The organism is Candidatus Uabimicrobium helgolandensis, assembly GCF_041508025.1.
In the GTDB taxonomy this organism is placed as follows: domain Bacteria; phylum Planctomycetota; class Uabimicrobiia; order Uabimicrobiales; family Uabimicrobiaceae; genus Uabimicrobium; species Uabimicrobium helgolandensis.
The window spans coordinates 66,130-83,962 of record NZ_CP165719.1 but is presented as its reverse complement, the minus strand read 5'-3'; the positions used below and the strand labels follow the sequence as shown (position 1 = coordinate 83,962).

General features: G+C 34.8%; 16 protein-coding genes. 7 read left to right on the top strand and 9 right to left on the bottom strand.

The window, feature by feature from the left end; genetic code table 11:
• Positions 1-44: 44 nt before the first annotated feature.
• Positions 45-455 carry a hypothetical protein gene (locus UABHE_RS00285; RefSeq protein WP_372368115.1) on the bottom strand — a complete coding sequence of 137 codons (411 nt, stop codon included), beginning with the start codon at positions 453-455 and terminating at the stop codon, positions 45-47.
• A 17-nt stretch (positions 456-472) separates the two neighbouring features.
• Positions 473-982 (bottom strand): hypothetical protein, encoded by a 510-nt coding sequence (locus UABHE_RS00280; protein ID WP_372368114.1) that lies wholly within the window; start codon positions 980-982, stop codon positions 473-475.
• Positions 983-1,185: 203 nt separating this feature from the next.
• Between UABHE_RS00280 and UABHE_RS00275 the strand changes: the two genes are divergently transcribed.
• Genes UABHE_RS00275 through UABHE_RS00265 form a run of 3 tightly spaced genes read left to right on the top strand, consistent with a single transcriptional unit; the run spans position 1,186 to position 5,178 of the window.
• On the top strand, positions 1,186-2,016 hold the full coding sequence (locus tag UABHE_RS00275; RefSeq protein ID WP_372368112.1) for a hypothetical protein: 831 nt from the start codon (positions 1,186-1,188) through the stop codon (positions 2,014-2,016).
• A complete protein-coding gene (locus tag UABHE_RS00270; protein WP_372368111.1) occupies positions 2,009-2,731 on the top strand; it encodes a hypothetical protein in 723 nt (240 codons plus the stop codon). The genes UABHE_RS00275 and UABHE_RS00270 overlap by 8 nt, the downstream gene beginning before the upstream one ends.
• Positions 2,728-5,178 (top strand): hypothetical protein, encoded by a 2,451-nt coding sequence (locus UABHE_RS00265; RefSeq protein ID WP_372368110.1) that lies wholly within the window; start codon positions 2,728-2,730, stop codon positions 5,176-5,178. Before UABHE_RS00270 ends, UABHE_RS00265 begins: the two co-directional genes overlap by 4 nt.
• Before the next feature lie 83 nt (positions 5,179-5,261).
• On the opposite strand, the gene UABHE_RS00260 is transcribed toward UABHE_RS00265, so the two are convergent.
• From UABHE_RS00260 to UABHE_RS00245, 4 genes are all read right to left on the bottom strand, one after another.
• The gene (locus tag UABHE_RS00260; RefSeq protein WP_372368109.1) at positions 5,262-7,988 is read right to left on the bottom strand and encodes a zinc dependent phospholipase C family protein; all 2,727 of its coding nucleotides are present in this window, start codon (positions 7,986-7,988) and stop codon (positions 5,262-5,264) included.
• A gap of 424 nt (positions 7,989-8,412) precedes the next feature.
• A complete protein-coding gene (locus tag UABHE_RS00255; protein ID WP_372368108.1) occupies positions 8,413-8,871 on the bottom strand; it encodes a GNAT family N-acetyltransferase in 459 nt (152 codons plus the stop codon).
• A complete protein-coding gene (locus UABHE_RS00250) occupies positions 8,855-9,370 on the bottom strand; it encodes a hypothetical protein (protein WP_372368106.1) in 516 nt (171 codons plus the stop codon). Before UABHE_RS00250 ends, UABHE_RS00255 begins: the two co-directional genes overlap by 17 nt.
• 131 nt (positions 9,371-9,501) lie before the next feature.
• Positions 9,502-11,484, bottom strand: coding sequence for a protein kinase (locus UABHE_RS00245; protein ID WP_372368105.1), 1,983 nt, complete (start codon positions 11,482-11,484; stop codon positions 9,502-9,504).
• A gap of 255 nt (positions 11,485-11,739) precedes the next feature.
• Here UABHE_RS00245 and UABHE_RS00240 point away from each other — a divergent pair, with 255 nt between their 5' ends.
• The 3 genes from UABHE_RS00240 to UABHE_RS00230 are packed head-to-tail and all read left to right on the top strand — an operon-like array spanning position 11,740 to position 13,831.
• A complete protein-coding gene (locus UABHE_RS00240; protein ID WP_372368104.1) occupies positions 11,740-12,153 on the top strand; it encodes a hotdog fold thioesterase in 414 nt (137 codons plus the stop codon).
• Positions 12,154-12,163: 10 nt separating this feature from the next.
• Complete coding sequence (pcaF, locus tag UABHE_RS00235; protein ID WP_372368103.1) at positions 12,164-13,375, top strand: 3-oxoadipyl-CoA thiolase; 1,212 nt, start codon at positions 12,164-12,166, stop codon at positions 13,373-13,375.
• Positions 13,376-13,378: 3 nt separating this feature from the next.
• The gene (locus tag UABHE_RS00230) at positions 13,379-13,831 is read left to right on the top strand and encodes an acyl-CoA thioesterase (RefSeq protein ID WP_372368101.1); all 453 of its coding nucleotides are present in this window, start codon (positions 13,379-13,381) and stop codon (positions 13,829-13,831) included.
• A 61-nt stretch (positions 13,832-13,892) separates the two neighbouring features.
• Here UABHE_RS00230 and UABHE_RS00225 read toward each other — a convergent pair whose 3' ends face one another.
• Positions 13,893-14,960: an SGNH/GDSL hydrolase family protein gene (locus UABHE_RS00225; protein ID WP_372368099.1), complete on the bottom strand. Its 1,068-nt coding sequence runs from the start codon at positions 14,958-14,960 to the stop codon at positions 13,893-13,895.
• A gap of 413 nt (positions 14,961-15,373) precedes the next feature.
• Between UABHE_RS00225 and UABHE_RS00220 the strand changes: the two genes are divergently transcribed.
• The gene (locus UABHE_RS00220; RefSeq protein WP_372368098.1) at positions 15,374-16,291 is read left to right on the top strand and encodes a hypothetical protein; all 918 of its coding nucleotides are present in this window, start codon (positions 15,374-15,376) and stop codon (positions 16,289-16,291) included.
• A gap of 135 nt (positions 16,292-16,426) precedes the next feature.
• Here UABHE_RS00220 and UABHE_RS00215 read toward each other — a convergent pair whose 3' ends face one another.
• Together UABHE_RS00215 and UABHE_RS00210 are read right to left on the bottom strand one after the other, a co-directional pair.
• A complete protein-coding gene (locus UABHE_RS00215; protein WP_372368096.1) occupies positions 16,427-17,281 on the bottom strand; it encodes a formylglycine-generating enzyme family protein in 855 nt (284 codons plus the stop codon).
• 355 nt (positions 17,282-17,636) lie between these two features.
• Positions 17,637-17,807 (bottom strand): hypothetical protein, encoded by a 171-nt coding sequence (locus UABHE_RS00210; protein ID WP_372368095.1) that lies wholly within the window; start codon positions 17,805-17,807, stop codon positions 17,637-17,639.
• Positions 17,808-17,833: the final 26 nt, after the last annotated feature.

Below are 17,833 nucleotides of genomic sequence, written 5' to 3'. Positions count from 1 at the left end.
CCAGGATTAGGTTACGATAAAATACCAACAGAACCTAGGAGGCTTTAACTATTTTCCAAATCATACTCCGCTAAATCACTATCTTCTTCTATATTGTAGTCCTCACGATCTTCCATGTCATCATCATTATCTTCTTCTAGATAGTCGTCATTGTCTTCTTCTATATTATAGTCATCATTATCTTCTTCTATATTGTAGTCATCATTATCTTCTTCTATATTGTAGTCATCGTCGTTTGAGCTGGACTTTTTACCTCTTATACTATCATTTACTTCTTTATCGATAGGAGTTACTTCTTGTTTAGACCCTTTTCCACTAGGATCTAACTCAATTTTTTGTTGACCAATTATTTCTTCTTTTCCTGGTTTTTTTTGGATGTAGGTGTTTGTCCCTCTGATACTATATCCACAACTAACACAAACGATAGTAAGCGATATTATTAGCTTAATTTTCATATTTCTACTCCTTGGAATTAACGAACAAAATGGAAGTCACTTATTTTCTTTGCGCTATTTTTTGGAAAAAAAACTTGTACGCGTCTTGTTTTTTCACTGTTTAGATAGTAACTATAAAATGCGCCAGGTTCATTAATATCCTTATTGTCAACTTTATAAATACTATCGATTTTATAGCTATTGGCAGAGGAATAACTATTGCGAATTTTGTGCTTTGTTACCATCAGCGAGTATTGAGCTAGATCCCGTTTTACGCATTTACCTTTTAATAATGAAGAATGAAAATATTGAGCTGTTTTTTCCATGCACATGTCTTGCTTTTCAAGTAAAGACCCGATAAATCCTTCAATAAGTTGATTTGCTTCTTCATCTACTTTTAGTAAGTCAAGTTCTTTGCCTCCTATTTTGATTCCTATATGCTGATCAGTATTTGTTTCTTTAATAATGCTTCCAACCTCAGGAGGTAAAACATCAGCGATTTCTTGAACACTACAAGCCGTAACAAAAATAAATACAAATATTCTCATCTATGTCTCCCAATAAATATGAGCTAAACTACCTTTACTATTAACTGGCCTCAACCGAGTTGAGCGATTTATAAGTAGTTGGCAAACCATATATTTTTAGCTGATTCTAAAATTTACTAAAAAAATAGATAAATAATTGCTAAAGTATCTAAATTACTGAGATTAAGTAACCTTACTGGTCGCTGTTTCAACGAGGATGTGATATGGGTACACGTAAACGTAATTACATAAGAAAATTGCGCCATGCTTCTCTTTCTCTAGGATACATAGGGAAAAGTGCTTTTGCGCAAAATCCAACTAGAATTTTTGCCTGCGTTTGGCCTTCTGAATCGAGTGTAAAAGAGCGTATTTCTTTTTTTGTTGAATATTGTGACAACAAGAAATGTTTAACATTTAATTTGAAATCTTCGCGAGAACAGTTGTTTGTATTAAAGTTTTCTAAAACATCTACCGCTTTCGATGGAGAAGGTTTTTTTTGGGTAGCAACTAAAGGGCACCACGTAGAATTAAAAGGACGTGTTGCGGAGGATAAAGTTATTTTTAGCGATACCAAACAAAAAAATAATTTTTTGCATAACATGTTGCAAGTTATTCCAGCAAAATCACCGGTTTTATTGAGTAAGTATTTAGAAGAAAATTTTGATGTGATTGGAAAAAATACGTATGGATTTTCAGCATACCTACAAATAAAATTTTATAATGGAAAAATACAAATAGGTAAGCACTGCGAAGAGATTTACCAGCTAGAAAATACATCTTTTTTAGCACAATCGGTTGTTATTCAAAGTATATTATACGAATATGCGACAACCACCAAAAATAGTGCTTTAAAAAAGAAAGATATTGATATATTACCTATTGCTTCTCCTTCACAAGCTAAAGCCCAGGATGCCAATTTAGATATTAGAGATGTATTTAAAAATTGTCTTGATCCTTTTATATCGAAATACACAGATCAACAACCAGATGACGAAGATTATCGAGGATTAATAGATGATATCCTCGCTAATTTATCAAGGATTTACTATGAATAAAAATGAATTAGAACGAATCTTTAGTTTGGGTTGTTCTCAATGGCAACAAAAATTATCTTTCTATACTATTTTTGAAGGTTGGAGTAACAAAAAGAAATACCAATACCTCACCAAAAAACTTTCCACGATAATTCAAAAAGACTATCACGATTTGTATTACTTGTGTTTATATCATCTCCTTACTTGTAGTTTCTGTTTTCCTCATTGTAGTAATATTATTGGCGATAAAGTTCACCCTGATCTTGTAAAACTCTTGCTAGAACCGCGAGGAATCCATTTATATACATTCTTGGATTTGCAAAACAAACTACACGATCCTAAGGCGTATTATTTTTGTTTATTCTGGGAGAAACTACATCCTGTACTTCAACCAGTTATTGATATTAATGTAGAACAAATATCTATGCGCGAAGTTCTTTATCCATCGGCAGCAGGCGCATCTGATAAATTTCCCGACCAAATTATCATTACCATTGAAGAAACAGAAATACACTTATGCTTTGAAAGTAATGGTGATATATTTAATATTTTTTTAATCGGTGGAACTTTGCAAATGCGCGAGAAAATAATCATTAAATTATTTTTTATAGATGGTAGTTGTCAGCTATTAGAAGGAAAAGAAATTGCGATTGGTGGTATGTGGGAAATTACAACAGAAAAAGCGCAAGAAATTTGTTTAATAGATTTTTGTTATGAGGCAGAGAACTCAAAATGAATTACAAGATTGGTTTTCCCGTTGATGGTGGTTGTATAGAAAAAACGTTTTTTGTTGAGGTGCAACTTAGACTATCGCAAAAACACTATTGCACCAATGGCTTATCTTCGCGTTTACGCCCTAAATCGGGCGCCGAGTTTGTTTTTAATTGCGCTCCGCTTTATATTCAAAATCGCTATAAATTTGAATTTACGCCCATTCCTATGCCAAACCCTTCTACGAGACCTGATACAATAGCCGATAGTGGCTATTCTGATGCTCTCGCATGTGCGATTGCATTAGAAAAGGCGTCTTGTAAACAACAACAACCTTCCAAGCTTGTGCTTCTTTCGTGTTCTTTTTTGTGGCATGAGCAAAATCATGGTTTAAAAAATTTAAAGATCGAAAGAGTAATCAATGATGATTTTACACAGAAAAAATCGTTATATCATAAATGGATGATTGCGCAAAAATCTTGTGCAAAGGCTTTATTTCTTCATGAAAAGGATGCTGAGGTTCTTCGAGATAACTACAATGTACCTTTTACACTACTTTCTCATTTAAATCAAGGGTCTCTTTGGAATAGAAAAACTCCTGTTGTTGTTTCTTGTAAAACTAATGATTACGATAATATAAAAAAGTTATTAATTTCTCGCAGAAAATTGCCATATATAAGATTTGCAATAGCTTTCATCGTAACAGTAGCTTTAGCTATAATAATTTTTTCATATTCTAAGAAAAATCAAAAGATTATTATCGAAAATATTGCGAAGGAATTAACCATTGCTAATACTCGTAATTTGAATTGGAACGATCAGCAACAACAGCTTGTGCAACAAATTGGCGATGATGTATTGTTGAAATGCTTAAAAAGCAAAGATTGGCGGGTGTGGTTTGTTGCACTTAAAATTGTAGGAGAGCGTAAGCAAAATCAAAGTGTATTTATCGAGGCTATTATGGAAAATATATCTCATAAAAGATTTCAGCCCTATGTGGTGAGTACATTATTAAAATTGCGACCATCTTTCGAACAAATGTTGGAATATACACTACGCGACTATTTTATGATTTCGAAAACGGCAATGCACGTTTTGCAGAAAATGACTATAAATGATAATTTTCCAACCGCAATTTTAAAAAAATATTTACAACATAAAAAATCGCGAAAAATAACCCTCGAATTGATTTGGCGCATACCAGGCAATAAAAATACTTTGCTACCTCAATTATTTTCTTTTTTACTCAAGAAATCCTTTAAAGAAAGTTCTGCGCAAGCAATTTGCAGCGTGCAACAAAACTTGAACAATTTGTTATTAAAACAGTTGAAAAAAAATGCCATCCCCCAGCAAACTATTTTGGAAATACTACAAGTAACGTCTTTGCAATATCCACTTTCTTTTCGTCAATTGGAATTACTTAAAGAAAATTATCCTAATGTTGTTGCAGAATTTGTTATTAGTTCACAAGATATAGAATTATTTTTAAATTACTTGTTTGAAAAATCGGATAACAATCCTGGGTGGTCGGAGGTGTTGACAAGTATTCGTTTAGAAAAACAAGACAACCATGTCCTACCTTTGATAACAGAGTACTTGCGAAAAAAAACTATAAGCGAAAATTTATATGTAAAACATCTACTTCGTTTTGTTTGCGATATGCAAGTATCTTCTCCTCAAATAAATAAAGTACTTGTCGATCTTCTTGGTGATTCTGTTTTATATAAAAGCGTTGGCAATACGATTTTAGCTCTTCATCTACAAACCATAGATATAAAAAAAGTCGTTCTTTTTTATTTACACAAACACCATGATAAAGCTTATTTTAGTGAATTGTGCGGAAAATTAAATATCACAGCTGCAATAGCACCCTTAGAGCAACTATTAAAAAAAAATGAGAACAATGAAATAATTATTGCTGTAGCATTAGCAAATTTAGGAAATCCGCAGTACTTATATGAGATGCTTAAGGCACCGCAAAAATTATCACTAAGTTCTATGCTCTATCTTTCTCGCAACATCATCGCTTACAACAATAAGAATTTGATGATGGTTTTGAAAAATTGCTACGAGAATCACAAAAATTGCGATGCGATGTCATTACCTCTGTTTCTTTCATCCGGCGATTTTAAATATTTTCAAGCTATTTCTACAGAAGAACTCATCGCTTTTTTTAAACAAATTCCTGTAGATAGTAAAATAATCCTTTTAAAAAGATACATAATGCATCGAGAAGAGTCACTAAGAGTTTTTGCTATTTGGCAATTGTATTGCACTCAAAAAAATTCGCGAATTTTTGTCGACTACTTAGATCAAGTATCAGTTGATCGCAGCGAAAGTATTGAGTATTGTCTATTAAAATGTAAACAATTAAAGCCAGAAGGCTACAAACAAACACTCAAAAAAATAGCTCGATATCCCTTCTATTGGAAATACCGAGCTATGGCCAGAAAAATTTTGTCTTTAAAGTAGATCATGTACACAAATTAACTTACGTACATGATCTAGGGATCGTAGGGATCGGAATCGATTTCAAATTTTAGATGCCGACACTCTTATTTTTTGAAAAACTTCTGCGGCATTTTTAATTTCCGTTTTTTATGCCATGGATGATACAATTTATGTAAATTTTTGTTTGCGAATTTTGCACTACTTTTCCATGCTTGGAATTTTTGTACTTCTTTTGCTAAATTAATTCGCCCCGAACCATTTGTTAAAGAAAAATGCCAATAAGTTTGATTTCCTGGAAAAACTTGGGTGCCAACAGAGTAGGCTAAGTAACTGAAAACTTTGTAATTTTTTAGTAGAAGCGGTTTATTTCCTCCTACTGTTTTATCACTGATAACAACCACTTGTTTTTTGCGATGAAATACATCTATAGCACGTCCTTGCAATTTACCATACACCTGCTGTGGTGATAGCCAAGTTTCTCTACCATTTTCTTTGCGTATAAAGCCGCGAAATTGCCTTTCGTTATTATTGTAAAATTTTCTATCAACAACAGTAATTATTTGCTTTGGAGTAATTTCCATCTCTGATGGTAAAATACGCACATTGCTTGTTCTACCGTTAAACTTAATCAAAGAGCAAAACACTGGTAGACGATATTGAGAAACTACCTTAGCACCCAATCTACGCGTACGACGTGTTTTATCATGGCTAACAATAATCAACAATTCGTTTTTCTTTTTTGCAGTAAACCGAGGCATAAACACGTAATTTCCCGTTTCATAACCACTAATTTGGCCTATTGCTGGAAGAGTCGGCGGAAAAACAAATACATCTTTTTGAAAAAATTCACTTTTCCACGGTGAAGTGTTGCGTGGCATTTTTGGTGAAGCTACTTTTATCGCAGCTTGGTAGATTTTTTTTAATTTGAGTCCATCTTTACGAAATACCGTAGCGTGTAATCCAGTAACAGGACCTTCTCCGTAAACAGTAATAGGAATAAATAATCGCGCTTGTTTTCCGGCAATAACACCACTTTTAAAATGTTTACCATTTACTAAGTGAAATGCGTTTATAGCATGTGTTGGAAAAATGAGATTACCATCTGGACGAAAGTATTTCCAAAATAATGCGTCGTTGTCTTGCTTTAGTAAGTCGCCGCGAGAAGTTTTTATTCTATCGTTTTTCAACAAACGAAAAGAAAATCTCTTGATTGCTTCTAGTTGTAGAGAACCATCTAAGCGACTTCCAAATTCCCAAAAAATGTTGTCTACTTTGTAGCCTGCTCTTGACAATCCCAATTGCTGTAACTGTTTATTGCGCAGTAGGCCTAGTTTTGTCATGACTATCGCATTATAAAATGGAGCAAAATCTTCCACTTGTTGCATTTGACGCTTATTTCCTAATATATGCGAATACAACTGTTTTTTTACCTGTTTGCGAAAGGGCTTACTCGTACAAATAAAATCTCCTCTGGAGTTTACTTTCATGCTAAATACAAAATCGAGAACGCGATCTTTGTCTCCCAGTAAACCCTTCACATCAGATATCATGGTATTAAAATAATTCTCTAAACCTCTTAAATCCTTAGGTAAAGTACGAGGTAAATTGCGAAACAAATTTACATTACAGTTTTTTATAGAGTTGACAACTTTGGGAACTTCGGCAAGAGTTCCAGTACCGGCAGCACTGCGTAGTAGCGCACTGACAATAGTTTCTAAGACCATTTTTTTTATTGGTTTGATGATGCGATTGTCTAAAACTTGTTGGATTTCGCGTAGCAGTCGTTTTACTATTTTTACTTTTGGAAATTTGCGTTTAATTTTCTCGATGAACTCCAATTTTTTCATTTCTTGAAGAAAAGAATGCAAAAATTTATAGTATTCTTTCACTGCGGAAGAAAGACCTTCTCCGTTTGCTAGTTTTTGCGCTATGGTTGATGATGTTCGTAGCCAAACGTTTAAACGATAGTTTTTAGCTGTTTGATGCCAGTGACGAAATTGATCTACGTATAGAGAATAAAAAGGTTTGAGTACCGTACTATCGTTTGCTTCTTTTACATACTTACTAATTTGGCTTTTGCAGTAGTGTTGTATTTTATACAACTGTTTAGCAACAGAAATATTACCTGTCGCTTTTGCAAACTTACTATTTTTGCCCATATTAAGTAATGTTTTTCTGATAAAATTTTCAGGACAAGCGATACGAGTGCTATAGTTTTTTGAATTTACAGGCATGGAAAGCTCTATGAACTTTTCGATTCCTGTGTGACGCAATTCAATAAACGGGTCGTTGTCGGAAAAGTCCCACTCACCGTTTGAATACCAATTGACAAAATGATGAGCCATTGTGTCTCCTGCATAGTGACACAAAAAACCATAGCAGAATGCTAATGCCTGTAGTGATTCTTTATCGGCGTTTCGTTTTTCTACATCTTTCCACGCTAAGTCAAGAAGCTCCATTGCCCAATCAATAGAACGCCATGCTCTTGGATCTCTTTTGTTGTGTGGAAGAAAACGTTGAGCATTTTTAAATGCGCGACTTGTTGTATCGTTGGTAGGATCTGATAAATCAGAATGGATGTAAAGTTGGCCAACGAGAATATCGGGAAAGCCGTCGGGGCCAATAGATCCTCCTCTAAAAAAATCAGGATACTGACGCAAAGCTTTAGCCAAGCGTTTATCTAAAATAATAGGAGGTGCATTTTCGCCAATGAATATTTTTCCATCTTTGGCATCCTCTAGTACTAAATTTGCTAAAAAAATATGATTTGGTATTGTAAATCCACACAGAAAACATATTGCAAAGATAAAAGCACATAGTTGTTTCATCATTAAACCCTTCTGAGAATTGAAATTGAATAGATATCGCGCTTAACAAAAATTTGTTTGCTATTGATATAGCGCTTCAACTCAGTTGAGAAACTCAAATTTTAGATTTAATCGATGCTGTAGCCAGAATTACAAGTGATTCAACAAAAGAGCCTTCTCATTTTACTAAGGCTCTTTAAAATAAAATTAATAACAATATGCTAGCTAATCAGTTACTTCAATTAGCTGAGGTTGTGACTCAGCGTGAACATCAGGAGAGTAGTATTCATAAGCAGTACTCTTTGGTGTTTTGCCTTGAGTGGATACTTGGCTTTGAGATGATACGCAAAACTAAGTTCATCTTGCGGATTAACATCACCTAGATATAACACTACTTGAGAAGAAGTAATGCTCTGGTCCATTATTATAAACCTTATAGAATTACACTCTAAAGGATTATCTTCAACTTAGGTCCACTAAAAGCAAAACCTTGGCGTTCATAAAATTGCTGCGTTCTTTTCCATTTAGTAGATTCAGGAGCAGTAACATCAATCCTTGACCATCCCTTACTTTTACCCCAAGCAATTACAGATTCTATCAACATTCTTCCCACACCGTGCGAACGATATTGAGACTCAACATACATTTCGTTAATTATTCCGTAGTTGCCATTAGCATAAACAGCGAATGCTTGCACAACAGTCATGATCCCGACAATTTTGTTATTCTCTGTATACGCAATAAAAGCAACAGCCCCTTGCGATTCTTTCCAGGCTTTACGAATGCGCGAAATATCGAACTCTTCTATTTCGTCTCCTTCCTCGCCTAGTTCATCAAGGAGCTTGCGAATATAAGGTAAAAGTAAATCAAAACACTCTATTCCAACAGCTTTAACATCGATTATCATTATTATTCCTTACATATAAATCTCTATAGAATTCGTAAAATTCTTCAAAATTATGCCCATGATTTGGATCACAACCCTTTATCTCTTCTTTTGAAAGTCCAATATGATATTTCATTTTATCCAATCCAAACCTTATAGCACCATCAAAAACATTTCGATCCAAATCAGAAATTAAAGCTTCGTCATAAGCACAATCCGCTTCTTTTATACACAGAGTAATTACACTACAAATGGGAACAATACTAATTCCTCTAGGATTGCGCAAACCGTCAAATAAAGGTTCATAAAAAACACTAATATTCCGCTTACAAATAAAAAAAAGTGCTAACAAATGTTCTCTCCATGAACTACCATCAACAAGCAAATCAAATATCAATTCATCAGAAACAACAGTATTACAGCTCTCTATTACCGCTAAATCGCTTTCGTTTATTTGCAACTGAACAAACATTGTATAGCGCGCACCTACTTTTCGAAAAAGCTCTTCTTGGGTTATCATTCATTAACCTTACAATAATGGGTTGTATATTAGGGAATAAAAAACGCAGAACAACAAAGAAGTGATAGTAGAAATGTATATGCTTTTTACAAAAGAGAAAATTTCGCGACAAAATCAAAAGTTATCGGTCCCTAATCTTGGCTCTCGTATTCCATTTTTTGTCTCTTGGAACTGCGGTTAAGAGCTTTAGAACATTGACGTAAGTATTTTTTGATTTTTTGTATGTCAAGAGCGTTGGGTTTTAACTCTAGATATTTGCGGAAATCAGAGACTGCTGTTTGATAATTTTTGGTTTGAAAAAAAGCAACAGCTCTATTTTTATATGCTTTTGCTAAACGGGGATTGCAGTGTATTGCTTCACTGTAGTCAACAATGGCTTCAGTTATCTTGTTACAATGATGATAAACTTTTCCACGATTGTGATAAGCAACGGCTAATTCGGGGTCTATTTCTAGTGCTTGGCTATAACAATCAAGGGCCTCTTCAATATTACGCTGATGAAAAAATTCATTGCCACGAACACAGTGGATCTTAGACAAGCGCTTGACACTATTTCTTTTTGATTTCTTTGGCGTGCGTTTTTTGATCTTCTTCGTAGTACCACTAAGCGCTGCCTTAAGATCACTAACAAGTTCCTCAGGGTTTTGATAACGATTTTTGGGTTTGTGTTCTAACATTTTATACAAAATTTCCCCTAGATTTGGAGAAAATGTTGCCATATCTTGTTCGAGAAGGGGTGGTTCAAGTAACATTTGATGATAAACAACAGCAATAGAGGAAGCTGCGCGAAAACGATGTTTTCCAGTAGCGGCATAATAAAGACTTGCCCCCAAAGAATATACATCTGAACGTATATCAAGATCCTGCTCTGATTGAATCTGTTCCGCAGACATATACTGAGGGGTTCCTACCCACATATCACTTGACGCCCCTAGTTCATCTTCAAATTCAGAGCTTTTCACTAAACCTAAATCAGTTAATTTCGGAATATTATTTTTATCTATGAGAATATTGCTCGGATTAATATCGCGGTGCACAAGTTCATTTTCGTCTAAACATTCAAGTGCATTAGCAATCGCTAAACCTAGCTTTAGAACTTTCTTTTCCGAAAGCGCTCCATTTTGCTTGATTTTTTGTTGTAATGACTGGCCCTCAACATACTCCATTACAATGTAATATGAATCATTTTGAAAGCCAAAATCAATCGCTGAAACAATATTTGCATGCTGTAGCTGCGCCATTACCTTTGCTTCTGTTTGCAAACGCTTAACAAATATTTCGTCACTACTTAGAGAAGGTACGATCATTTTAATTGCCACAAAGCGATCTAAACTGTGTTGTTTTGCTTTATACACAACTCCCATCCCCCCAGCCCCTATTTCCTTGATAATTTCATATCCAGGGAAATAAACACTTTTTTTAGGAACAACAACAGTAGCCACTTTTGTCGCGGGGTCATAGGCGGTAACCAAATCACTGTCAAAATCTAACTGCGATAGCGAAATTTCTTCCGTTGAATTGTCTACGCTTTCAATAAGTTGATCTAAAATTAGTGACTGTTTTTCTATAAATTCAAGCGACATTTGCGAAATAAGGGTAACTGAAAACGCCCAATTTTCTCCAGAAATACAATTTACCGCGACTTCAACTTGTTCGTGATAATAACGAGCAATGCCTTTAATGCTTCCTTTTAACATCGAGCGAACCTCAGGAATAACCTCGCACGCAATACAGACCTCATTATCTGCAATTCGTTCGCAATTCATTTCAAAATTATAATTGCTCCACGTAGTGATTATCGTAACTATTTCTAAAGAGTGTTCGAGAGTATCTAGAGTTTTCCAATTTGGATTTACCGCATACCAAAATATATCGACAAATTTTAGACCAATATATTCTCCAAAATCTTCAAAAATAAACTCTTGAGAAAGCCCAATCATTTCGCAAGCGGACTGAATAATACTCAACAAATCCTCGTATGGATAAAGCTGTGGCGATTTAAAAGTATCGTAATCTAAGCTTACGTTTTGCAGTAAATTTCCCCATGTATCACTACCAAATTTGGCATTCAAATATTTCTTCAACTCGACAAATAAAATACCATGTATATCCATTTTTGTGACATCCCTAGCTTAAAATACGCGAGCAAAATTTATAAATTGTATCTACTAATATGTTTTGCTAAAATCCTTGGCGCAGCGTTGTGATTTAGGTACATGTAAGTGACTTACTGCAAAATTTCAACATCAAAACGAATAAAGACTATTGATTGACCACTTAGAGACACTCCTACATAATTGTATCTCAAAATAAACAACCTGCCAATAAAATAGCTAAATTTCACAAAATTCACATTTGATTGGTAAAAAATGACTCAAAAAGCTCCGCAAGATATCGTACAAAAAATGATGGAAAAAGATGCTTTTAGTCAGTGGCTTGGTATTGAAGTTATTGAAGTAAAGCCAAACAGTGTTATAATCAAAATGCAAATACGTAGTGATATGGTAAATGGCTTTGGTACTTGCCATGGAGGTATTACTTATTCTTTTGCAGATAGTGCCTTGGCATTTGCAAGTAATACCCACGGTAACATTACTGTTAGTATAGACAATAGTATATCATACCCTTTCGCAGTGTACATCGATGACATACTCACTGCAAAAGCAATTCAAAAGAGCGATAACAAGGCTATTGCCGTTTACAATGTAGAAGTAAGCAATCAAAAAGAACAAGTCGTTGCCTTGTTTAGAGGCACAGTATATAAAACCAAAAAACAACACTAAAGGGACAACCATGAATGAAGCCTATATCATAGATGCTATTCGCACTCCTATTGGTAAATATTGTGGTTCACTCTCCACTATTCGCGTGGATGATTTAGCTGCTTTGACAATTAAAGAACTACTTAAGCGCAACAAAACTGTTCCCCTCGATGCAATAAACGATGTTATTTTTGGATGCGCAAACCAAGCAGGAGAAGATAACCGCAATATTGCGCGCATGGCTCTTCTTTTAGCTGGCTTACCTGTAACAGTGCCTGGTGAAACGGTAAATAGACTTTGCGCGTCAGGCCTTAGCTCTGTTGTCCAAGCTTCGCGCGCAATTCGTTTACAAGAAGCACATCTCATAATTGCTGGTGGTGCCGAGCATATGACACGCGCTCCATTTGTCTTGGCAAAATCATCAACAGCGTTTGCAAGGCAAAGCGAAATGTACGATACAAGCATTGGTTGGCGTTTTTCTAATCCTAAGTTAGCAGAACTGCATGGAGTTGAAGGCATGGGAAAAACCGCTGAGAACCTAGCGGAAAAATACTCTATATCGCGCGAAGACCAAGATGCCTTTGCTCACCATTCGCAAATGAAAGCAACTACTGCTTTAGAAAAAAAGCGACTACAACAAGAAGTTATTCCCGTGTCTATTCCACAGAGAAAAGCCGACCCGATTATATTTGATTGCGATGAATTTATCAAACCGCAAACCACACTTGAAAAACTGGGGAAACTACGTCCAGCATTTCGCAAAGATGGTAAAGGTTCGGTAACTGCTGGTAACGCTTCAGGAATTAATGACGGTGCCTGCTCAATACTAATTGCCTCGCAGCAAGCAGTAGAGAAATACTCTTTAAGCGCTAAAGCCAAATTCGTTGCTTCGGCTGTCGTTGGTGTGGAACCAAGTTTTATGGGAATTGGTCCTGTCACCGCTGTGCAAGCCGTATTAAAGAAAAGTGGCCTAACTCTTGAAGAGATAGATCTCATCGAACTCAACGAAGCTTTTGCCGTGCAAAGCATCGCTTGCTTACGCGAATTAGGACTCAAAGATGATGACCCGCGTGTTAATCCTAATGGTGGTGCTATCGCCATAGGACATCCACTTGGTATGTCAGGAGCAAGACTTGTACAAACAGCAATGCTTGAGTTGCAACAAACACAAAAAAAATACGCTCTATGTACAATGTGCGTAGGAGTAGGACAAGGTATGGCTGCTATCATAGAAAGAATATAAACTATGGCAAATAAACAACAACATATGGAGAATTTCTCAGTAGTAATAGATTTTCCCATTGCCTGGGGAGATATGGACGCATTTCAACATGTAAATAATATTATGTATTTTCGCTATTTTGAAAATGCCAGAATCGCTTATTTCGAGAAAACATCCATTACCGAACATATGCAGCAAACAAAACTAGGCCCTATACTTGCAGAAACCAATTGCCGCTTTCGTATGCCACTTACTTATCCAGATAATATCTCTGTAGGTGCTCGCGTTACTCAAATGAAAAAAGATCGCTTTGCTATGGAGTACATAGTATTTAGTAACAAAGTTCAAAAAGTAGCGGCAAAGGGAACAGGTTTAGTTGTTTATTACAACTACACTAAAAACTGCAAAACACAAATACCTGATGTTATTAGAAATCATATAATTACTCTAGAAGGTCATAATTTTCAGGACAACTAAGTACTATACTTTTCTAAAACCGCTCAACGTTATTAAAATAAGTGATCTACTGTTAGGTCACTTATTTTACATCACTAACAATATGAGAATAAATAATATCAGCAACAGCTCTAGCGCCCTTTTTGGAAAAATGCCACGTATCATAAAAATAGTCTAAATCTTTTCTCATTAACCGCGCTAAATCTACCAATTTAACATCATTCTTATTAGCAACTTCAAGAACTTGAGCATTATAAAGACTTACGATACGCTGCCATAAGCGCCCATTCACGTTTTTCGACACTTGGACATTTTGCAATTGTTCATTTCCCCACACTGTAGGTTGGGTAACAAAAATAGGCTTGATTCCATATTCGCGACACAAATCAACAATCTTTTGTAATCTATTAGCGTAACCATCAAGCAATAGTTCATGTTTCTTTATTGAAGCATTAACAACAGAAGTGGAAAGCTCTAATCTAGGTCGTTCTGCGAAAACGTCATTTTGATGTGCTACACCAAAATTATTTGCACGCCAAACTCGATATAAATTCAATGCTAACGACAACACTTCACTACTTTCTATCAACCAATAAGAGTTTAAGTTTTTTTGCATAGATTTATCATAAGAGGCAAGATCACTACGGCCAATATCATTTGCTCCTACCAAAAATATAACTATTTTGGGGCGCATTTTTGCAATATAATCTCGCAATAGAATAATATGTCCAAAAGTAGAATGGCCGTCTAAACCAGCATTATTCAGCCAAATATTTTTATAGTCATTTTTTAATTTTTTCTCTAACAATGCAGACCATGTTTCATTGTCTGATAAATAAAAGCACTCTGTGGTACTACCACCAATAGTAATAATACTTTCATATTTTTTAAAATCTTTCGGTGGTGAATCGCCTCTAAACCCAAGAATATTTTTGCTATGAGTAATATTTTCACTCAACTTAGGTATTGTTTTATTATGAATTTTATATTTACGCAAAATAGGGAGCACTATCTTCTCTCCCTTCAAACGCATCTCAAACGGATGATAAACACGTAAGATTAATTCCATAAATACAAAACCAATAACAAATCCACCTACAATCAAAAATAATTTTTGTAGTTTTTTCTTTCTATTACTTTTTACTTTCAATAGAGAATCCTTACTGATTTAATTATGCTCTCTCAGAAATTACCATTGATAAATATTATCAACAATTGATAAACTTTATCAAAAAAGAAACAACTTTACTAGTAATCACATAGTTAAAGTTTTGGGTGTTTTTTTAAAAAATAAAATTATTAGCCTTTATATATAAGGCCTACGACCGCTTAATCTATAAGAAAAAACCAAAAATGTATTCATTGGCATAAAATGTGCCTTAGGTTTTACCAATAATAAAGCACTATTACTTTTTTGGCTAGATATAAATACCAAGAAGAATAAAATAAGTATTGTTATACATGTAATTGGCAAAGTAAAATGCCTAAAGAGTGCATAAAGAAAAACGGTAAAATAGGCTTATAAAAAACGTAAATTATAAAACAAAAGATAGGATTGGGATTATGAAAAAATTCATACTATTAATAATGATATTTGCACTACCACTTACATATGCAAAAGACAGTGAGTTCAGAAAAAAATGGCAAAATGCGAAAAAAAAAGCAGAACAAGAGTACAAAAATACTCAGGGTGAATACACTGAGGTAGAAAAAACAACTCTCAATTTATTCGGAGATTTTAATGATCTTTTTGTCTTCAATAGTAATTTAGGACCAGCTTTAGATAATCTCAAAAAAGTTCAAGCCAAAGAACTCAAAGATTATGACGATGACGACGATGAGGATTTCAAAGTTCCGAAAAAAATGACCTGGAAAAAATTGATTGCAAAAAGTAAAAAAGATCCTATTTATTCAGCCTTTCGCGCATATTGTATTGACCAACGTGCTATTGAAAATCTTAACTACATAAATGCGATCAAAAAAGTTGACCTCGAGAAACTAGACAAAGACAGTGGTTACAAAAAAGAATTAAAAGACATCAAAAAAATCTGGAAAGTTTATGTAAAGAAAAAAGCTATAAATATATCTTCTTCATCAATAGCTGGTTGGAAAATTTGGAAAAAGAAAAAATACCCAAGAGTTATCGACGACGGAACAATTAAACAGTTAATTGAGTCAACAAACTCTAGAGTAGTACAAAATATAAACGGCGTCTGGTCAAATTTCAAAAAAGAGATGAATAAAGAACTGAAAAAACAAGCCAAACTAAAGAAAAAAGAATTTAGACTGGCAAAAAGCAAAGTGCTACACATCATCAATAAGTACCAAGAACACATTAGTGAAGTAGCTCTTAGAAGTAAGTGGGAAGAAAATGAGATTAAAGTAGAATTTTGGGAAACTATGGATAAAGTTCTAGAAACGATGGAAGAAGATCTTGCAAAACAAAAATATGACAACACCAAAGGAAGACGCTTGCAATAAACTAGTATCAGAGCTTTGTGCAAAACACATATAGCACACTCAAAAAACAGATAAAGAAATAGGTATCGGTCTTTAAAATCGATACCTATTTCTTTTGCTCTGACACCTATTTTTCATTTCCTCACATCCTCTGCTTTATTCTTGGCAAAAACGAAAACCAATGTAGTCAAAGCGATTGTTAGGACTACTCCTACGACGAAACGCAGAGCGCACGTTCATAAACCTGAACCTGAAACCACCACCGCGTATGACCCGGTTCATACCACTAGCAGCTCCGGCAGGATCTGTCGTTATCGAAATATTATATCTATCATACCAATCTCTGCACCATTCAAATACATTCCCATGCATCTCATACAACCCCCAATTATTGCACCGAAACGATTTTACTTCTACCGTCGCTCCTCCAGCATAATTCACTTGGTTTGTTGTAATGCTTTCACCAAAACTAAACGCAGTCGTTGTTCCTGAACGACATGCATATTCCCACTGTGCCTCTGTTGGCAAACTCAATTTCAATTCTAGAATATCCTCATTTAGTTTCTTAATAAACGCATTGCAATCATTCCAACTTATCTTCTCCACGGGATTCTTATCACTTTTCAACTTACTCGGATTATTTTCCATTACCACTTGCCACAATTCTTGAGTACATGCTGTTTCTGCTAGCCAAAATCCTTTGCTAATTGTTACTTGGTGTTGTACTTCATTTCCACATCGATTTTTTTCTGTTTCCGGAGATCCCATCATAAAAGTTCCTGGCCTTATCCAACGCATCACTTGTCGTACGTTTTCATAAGTAAATGCCATCCATAACCCATATTCATCTCGCCCCCAATCGCTAAACCATCCGCGAAACGAACAATTATCAAACTCTGTCCCTGTAAAATCTTCGCCATCAACACAATCTAAATAAAACGTGCATCTCACGTATTTCGTGTTCACCTCTACTTCTTTTAACGACTTACTTTTTACTATTTTTTTACTCATCTCAACTCCAAATTCATTTCTAAAATCATCGATAGTTGTAAACAGGAATAATTTGGCATGATTTTCAAGTTACACATGCTTGCTTTAGTGCTGAACAGAAAAAAGTGCGCGAAAAGTATGTTCAAAATTTTAACAAATATACTAACAATAAGTGCACATGGGAAAAGTAGTAGAAACTACCAAAACCCATGCTATGTTAGCTTACTTCTTATAAGCTTTCACTTAGCTTCTAGTGCGTAATCTTCTTAGAACCGAGGCTCTAATCACAAATCTCACTTTCAAACTGCGCTAAGAAAATATTCATAAAGCCACTACGTTTTTTATCCCCTTGCGCCTAGTTTAAATATTCATTTTTTCATGCAGATAAAACCACTACTTTTTTTTGCTCTGACACCACTTTTTTTTTGCTCTGACACCACTTTTTTTTTGCTCTGACACCACTTTTTTTTTGCTCTGACACCACTTTTTTTTTGCTCTGACACCACTTTTTTTTTGCTCTGACACCACTTTTTTTTTGCTCTGACACCACTTTTTTTTTGCTCTGATACCCGT

Bases quoted from the DNA above. Each gene is read 5' to 3' on its own strand.
- UABHE_RS00285 (WP_372368115.1), bottom strand. From the start codon at position 455: ATGAAAATTAAGCTAATAATATCGCTTACTATCGTTTGTGTTAGTTGT.
- UABHE_RS00280 (WP_372368114.1), bottom strand. From the start codon at position 982: ATGAGAATATTTGTATTTATTTTTGTTACGGCTTGTAGTGTTCAAGAA.
- UABHE_RS00275 (WP_372368112.1), top strand. From the start codon at position 1,186: ATGGGTACACGTAAACGTAATTACATAAGAAAATTGCGCCATGCTTCT.
- UABHE_RS00270 (WP_372368111.1), top strand. From the start codon at position 2,009: ATGAATAAAAATGAATTAGAACGAATCTTTAGTTTGGGTTGTTCTCAA.
- UABHE_RS00265 (WP_372368110.1), top strand. From the start codon at position 2,728: ATGAATTACAAGATTGGTTTTCCCGTTGATGGTGGTTGTATAGAAAAA.
- UABHE_RS00260 (WP_372368109.1), bottom strand. From the start codon at position 7,988: ATGATGAAACAACTATGTGCTTTTATCTTTGCAATATGTTTTCTGTGT.
- UABHE_RS00255 (WP_372368108.1), bottom strand. From the start codon at position 8,871: ATGATAATCGATGTTAAAGCTGTTGGAATAGAGTGTTTTGATTTACTT.
- UABHE_RS00250 (WP_372368106.1), bottom strand. From the start codon at position 9,370: ATGATAACCCAAGAAGAGCTTTTTCGAAAAGTAGGTGCGCGCTATACA.
- UABHE_RS00245 (WP_372368105.1), bottom strand. From the start codon at position 11,484: ATGGATATACATGGTATTTTATTTGTCGAGTTGAAGAAATATTTGAAT.
- UABHE_RS00240 (WP_372368104.1), top strand. From the start codon at position 11,740: ATGACTCAAAAAGCTCCGCAAGATATCGTACAAAAAATGATGGAAAAA.
- pcaF (WP_372368103.1), top strand. From the start codon at position 12,164: ATGAATGAAGCCTATATCATAGATGCTATTCGCACTCCTATTGGTAAA.
- UABHE_RS00230 (WP_372368101.1), top strand. From the start codon at position 13,379: ATGGCAAATAAACAACAACATATGGAGAATTTCTCAGTAGTAATAGAT.
- UABHE_RS00220 (WP_372368098.1), top strand. From the start codon at position 15,374: ATGAAAAAATTCATACTATTAATAATGATATTTGCACTACCACTTACA.
- UABHE_RS00215 (WP_372368096.1), bottom strand. From the start codon at position 17,281: ATGAGTAAAAAAATAGTAAAAAGTAAGTCGTTAAAAGAAGTAGAGGTG.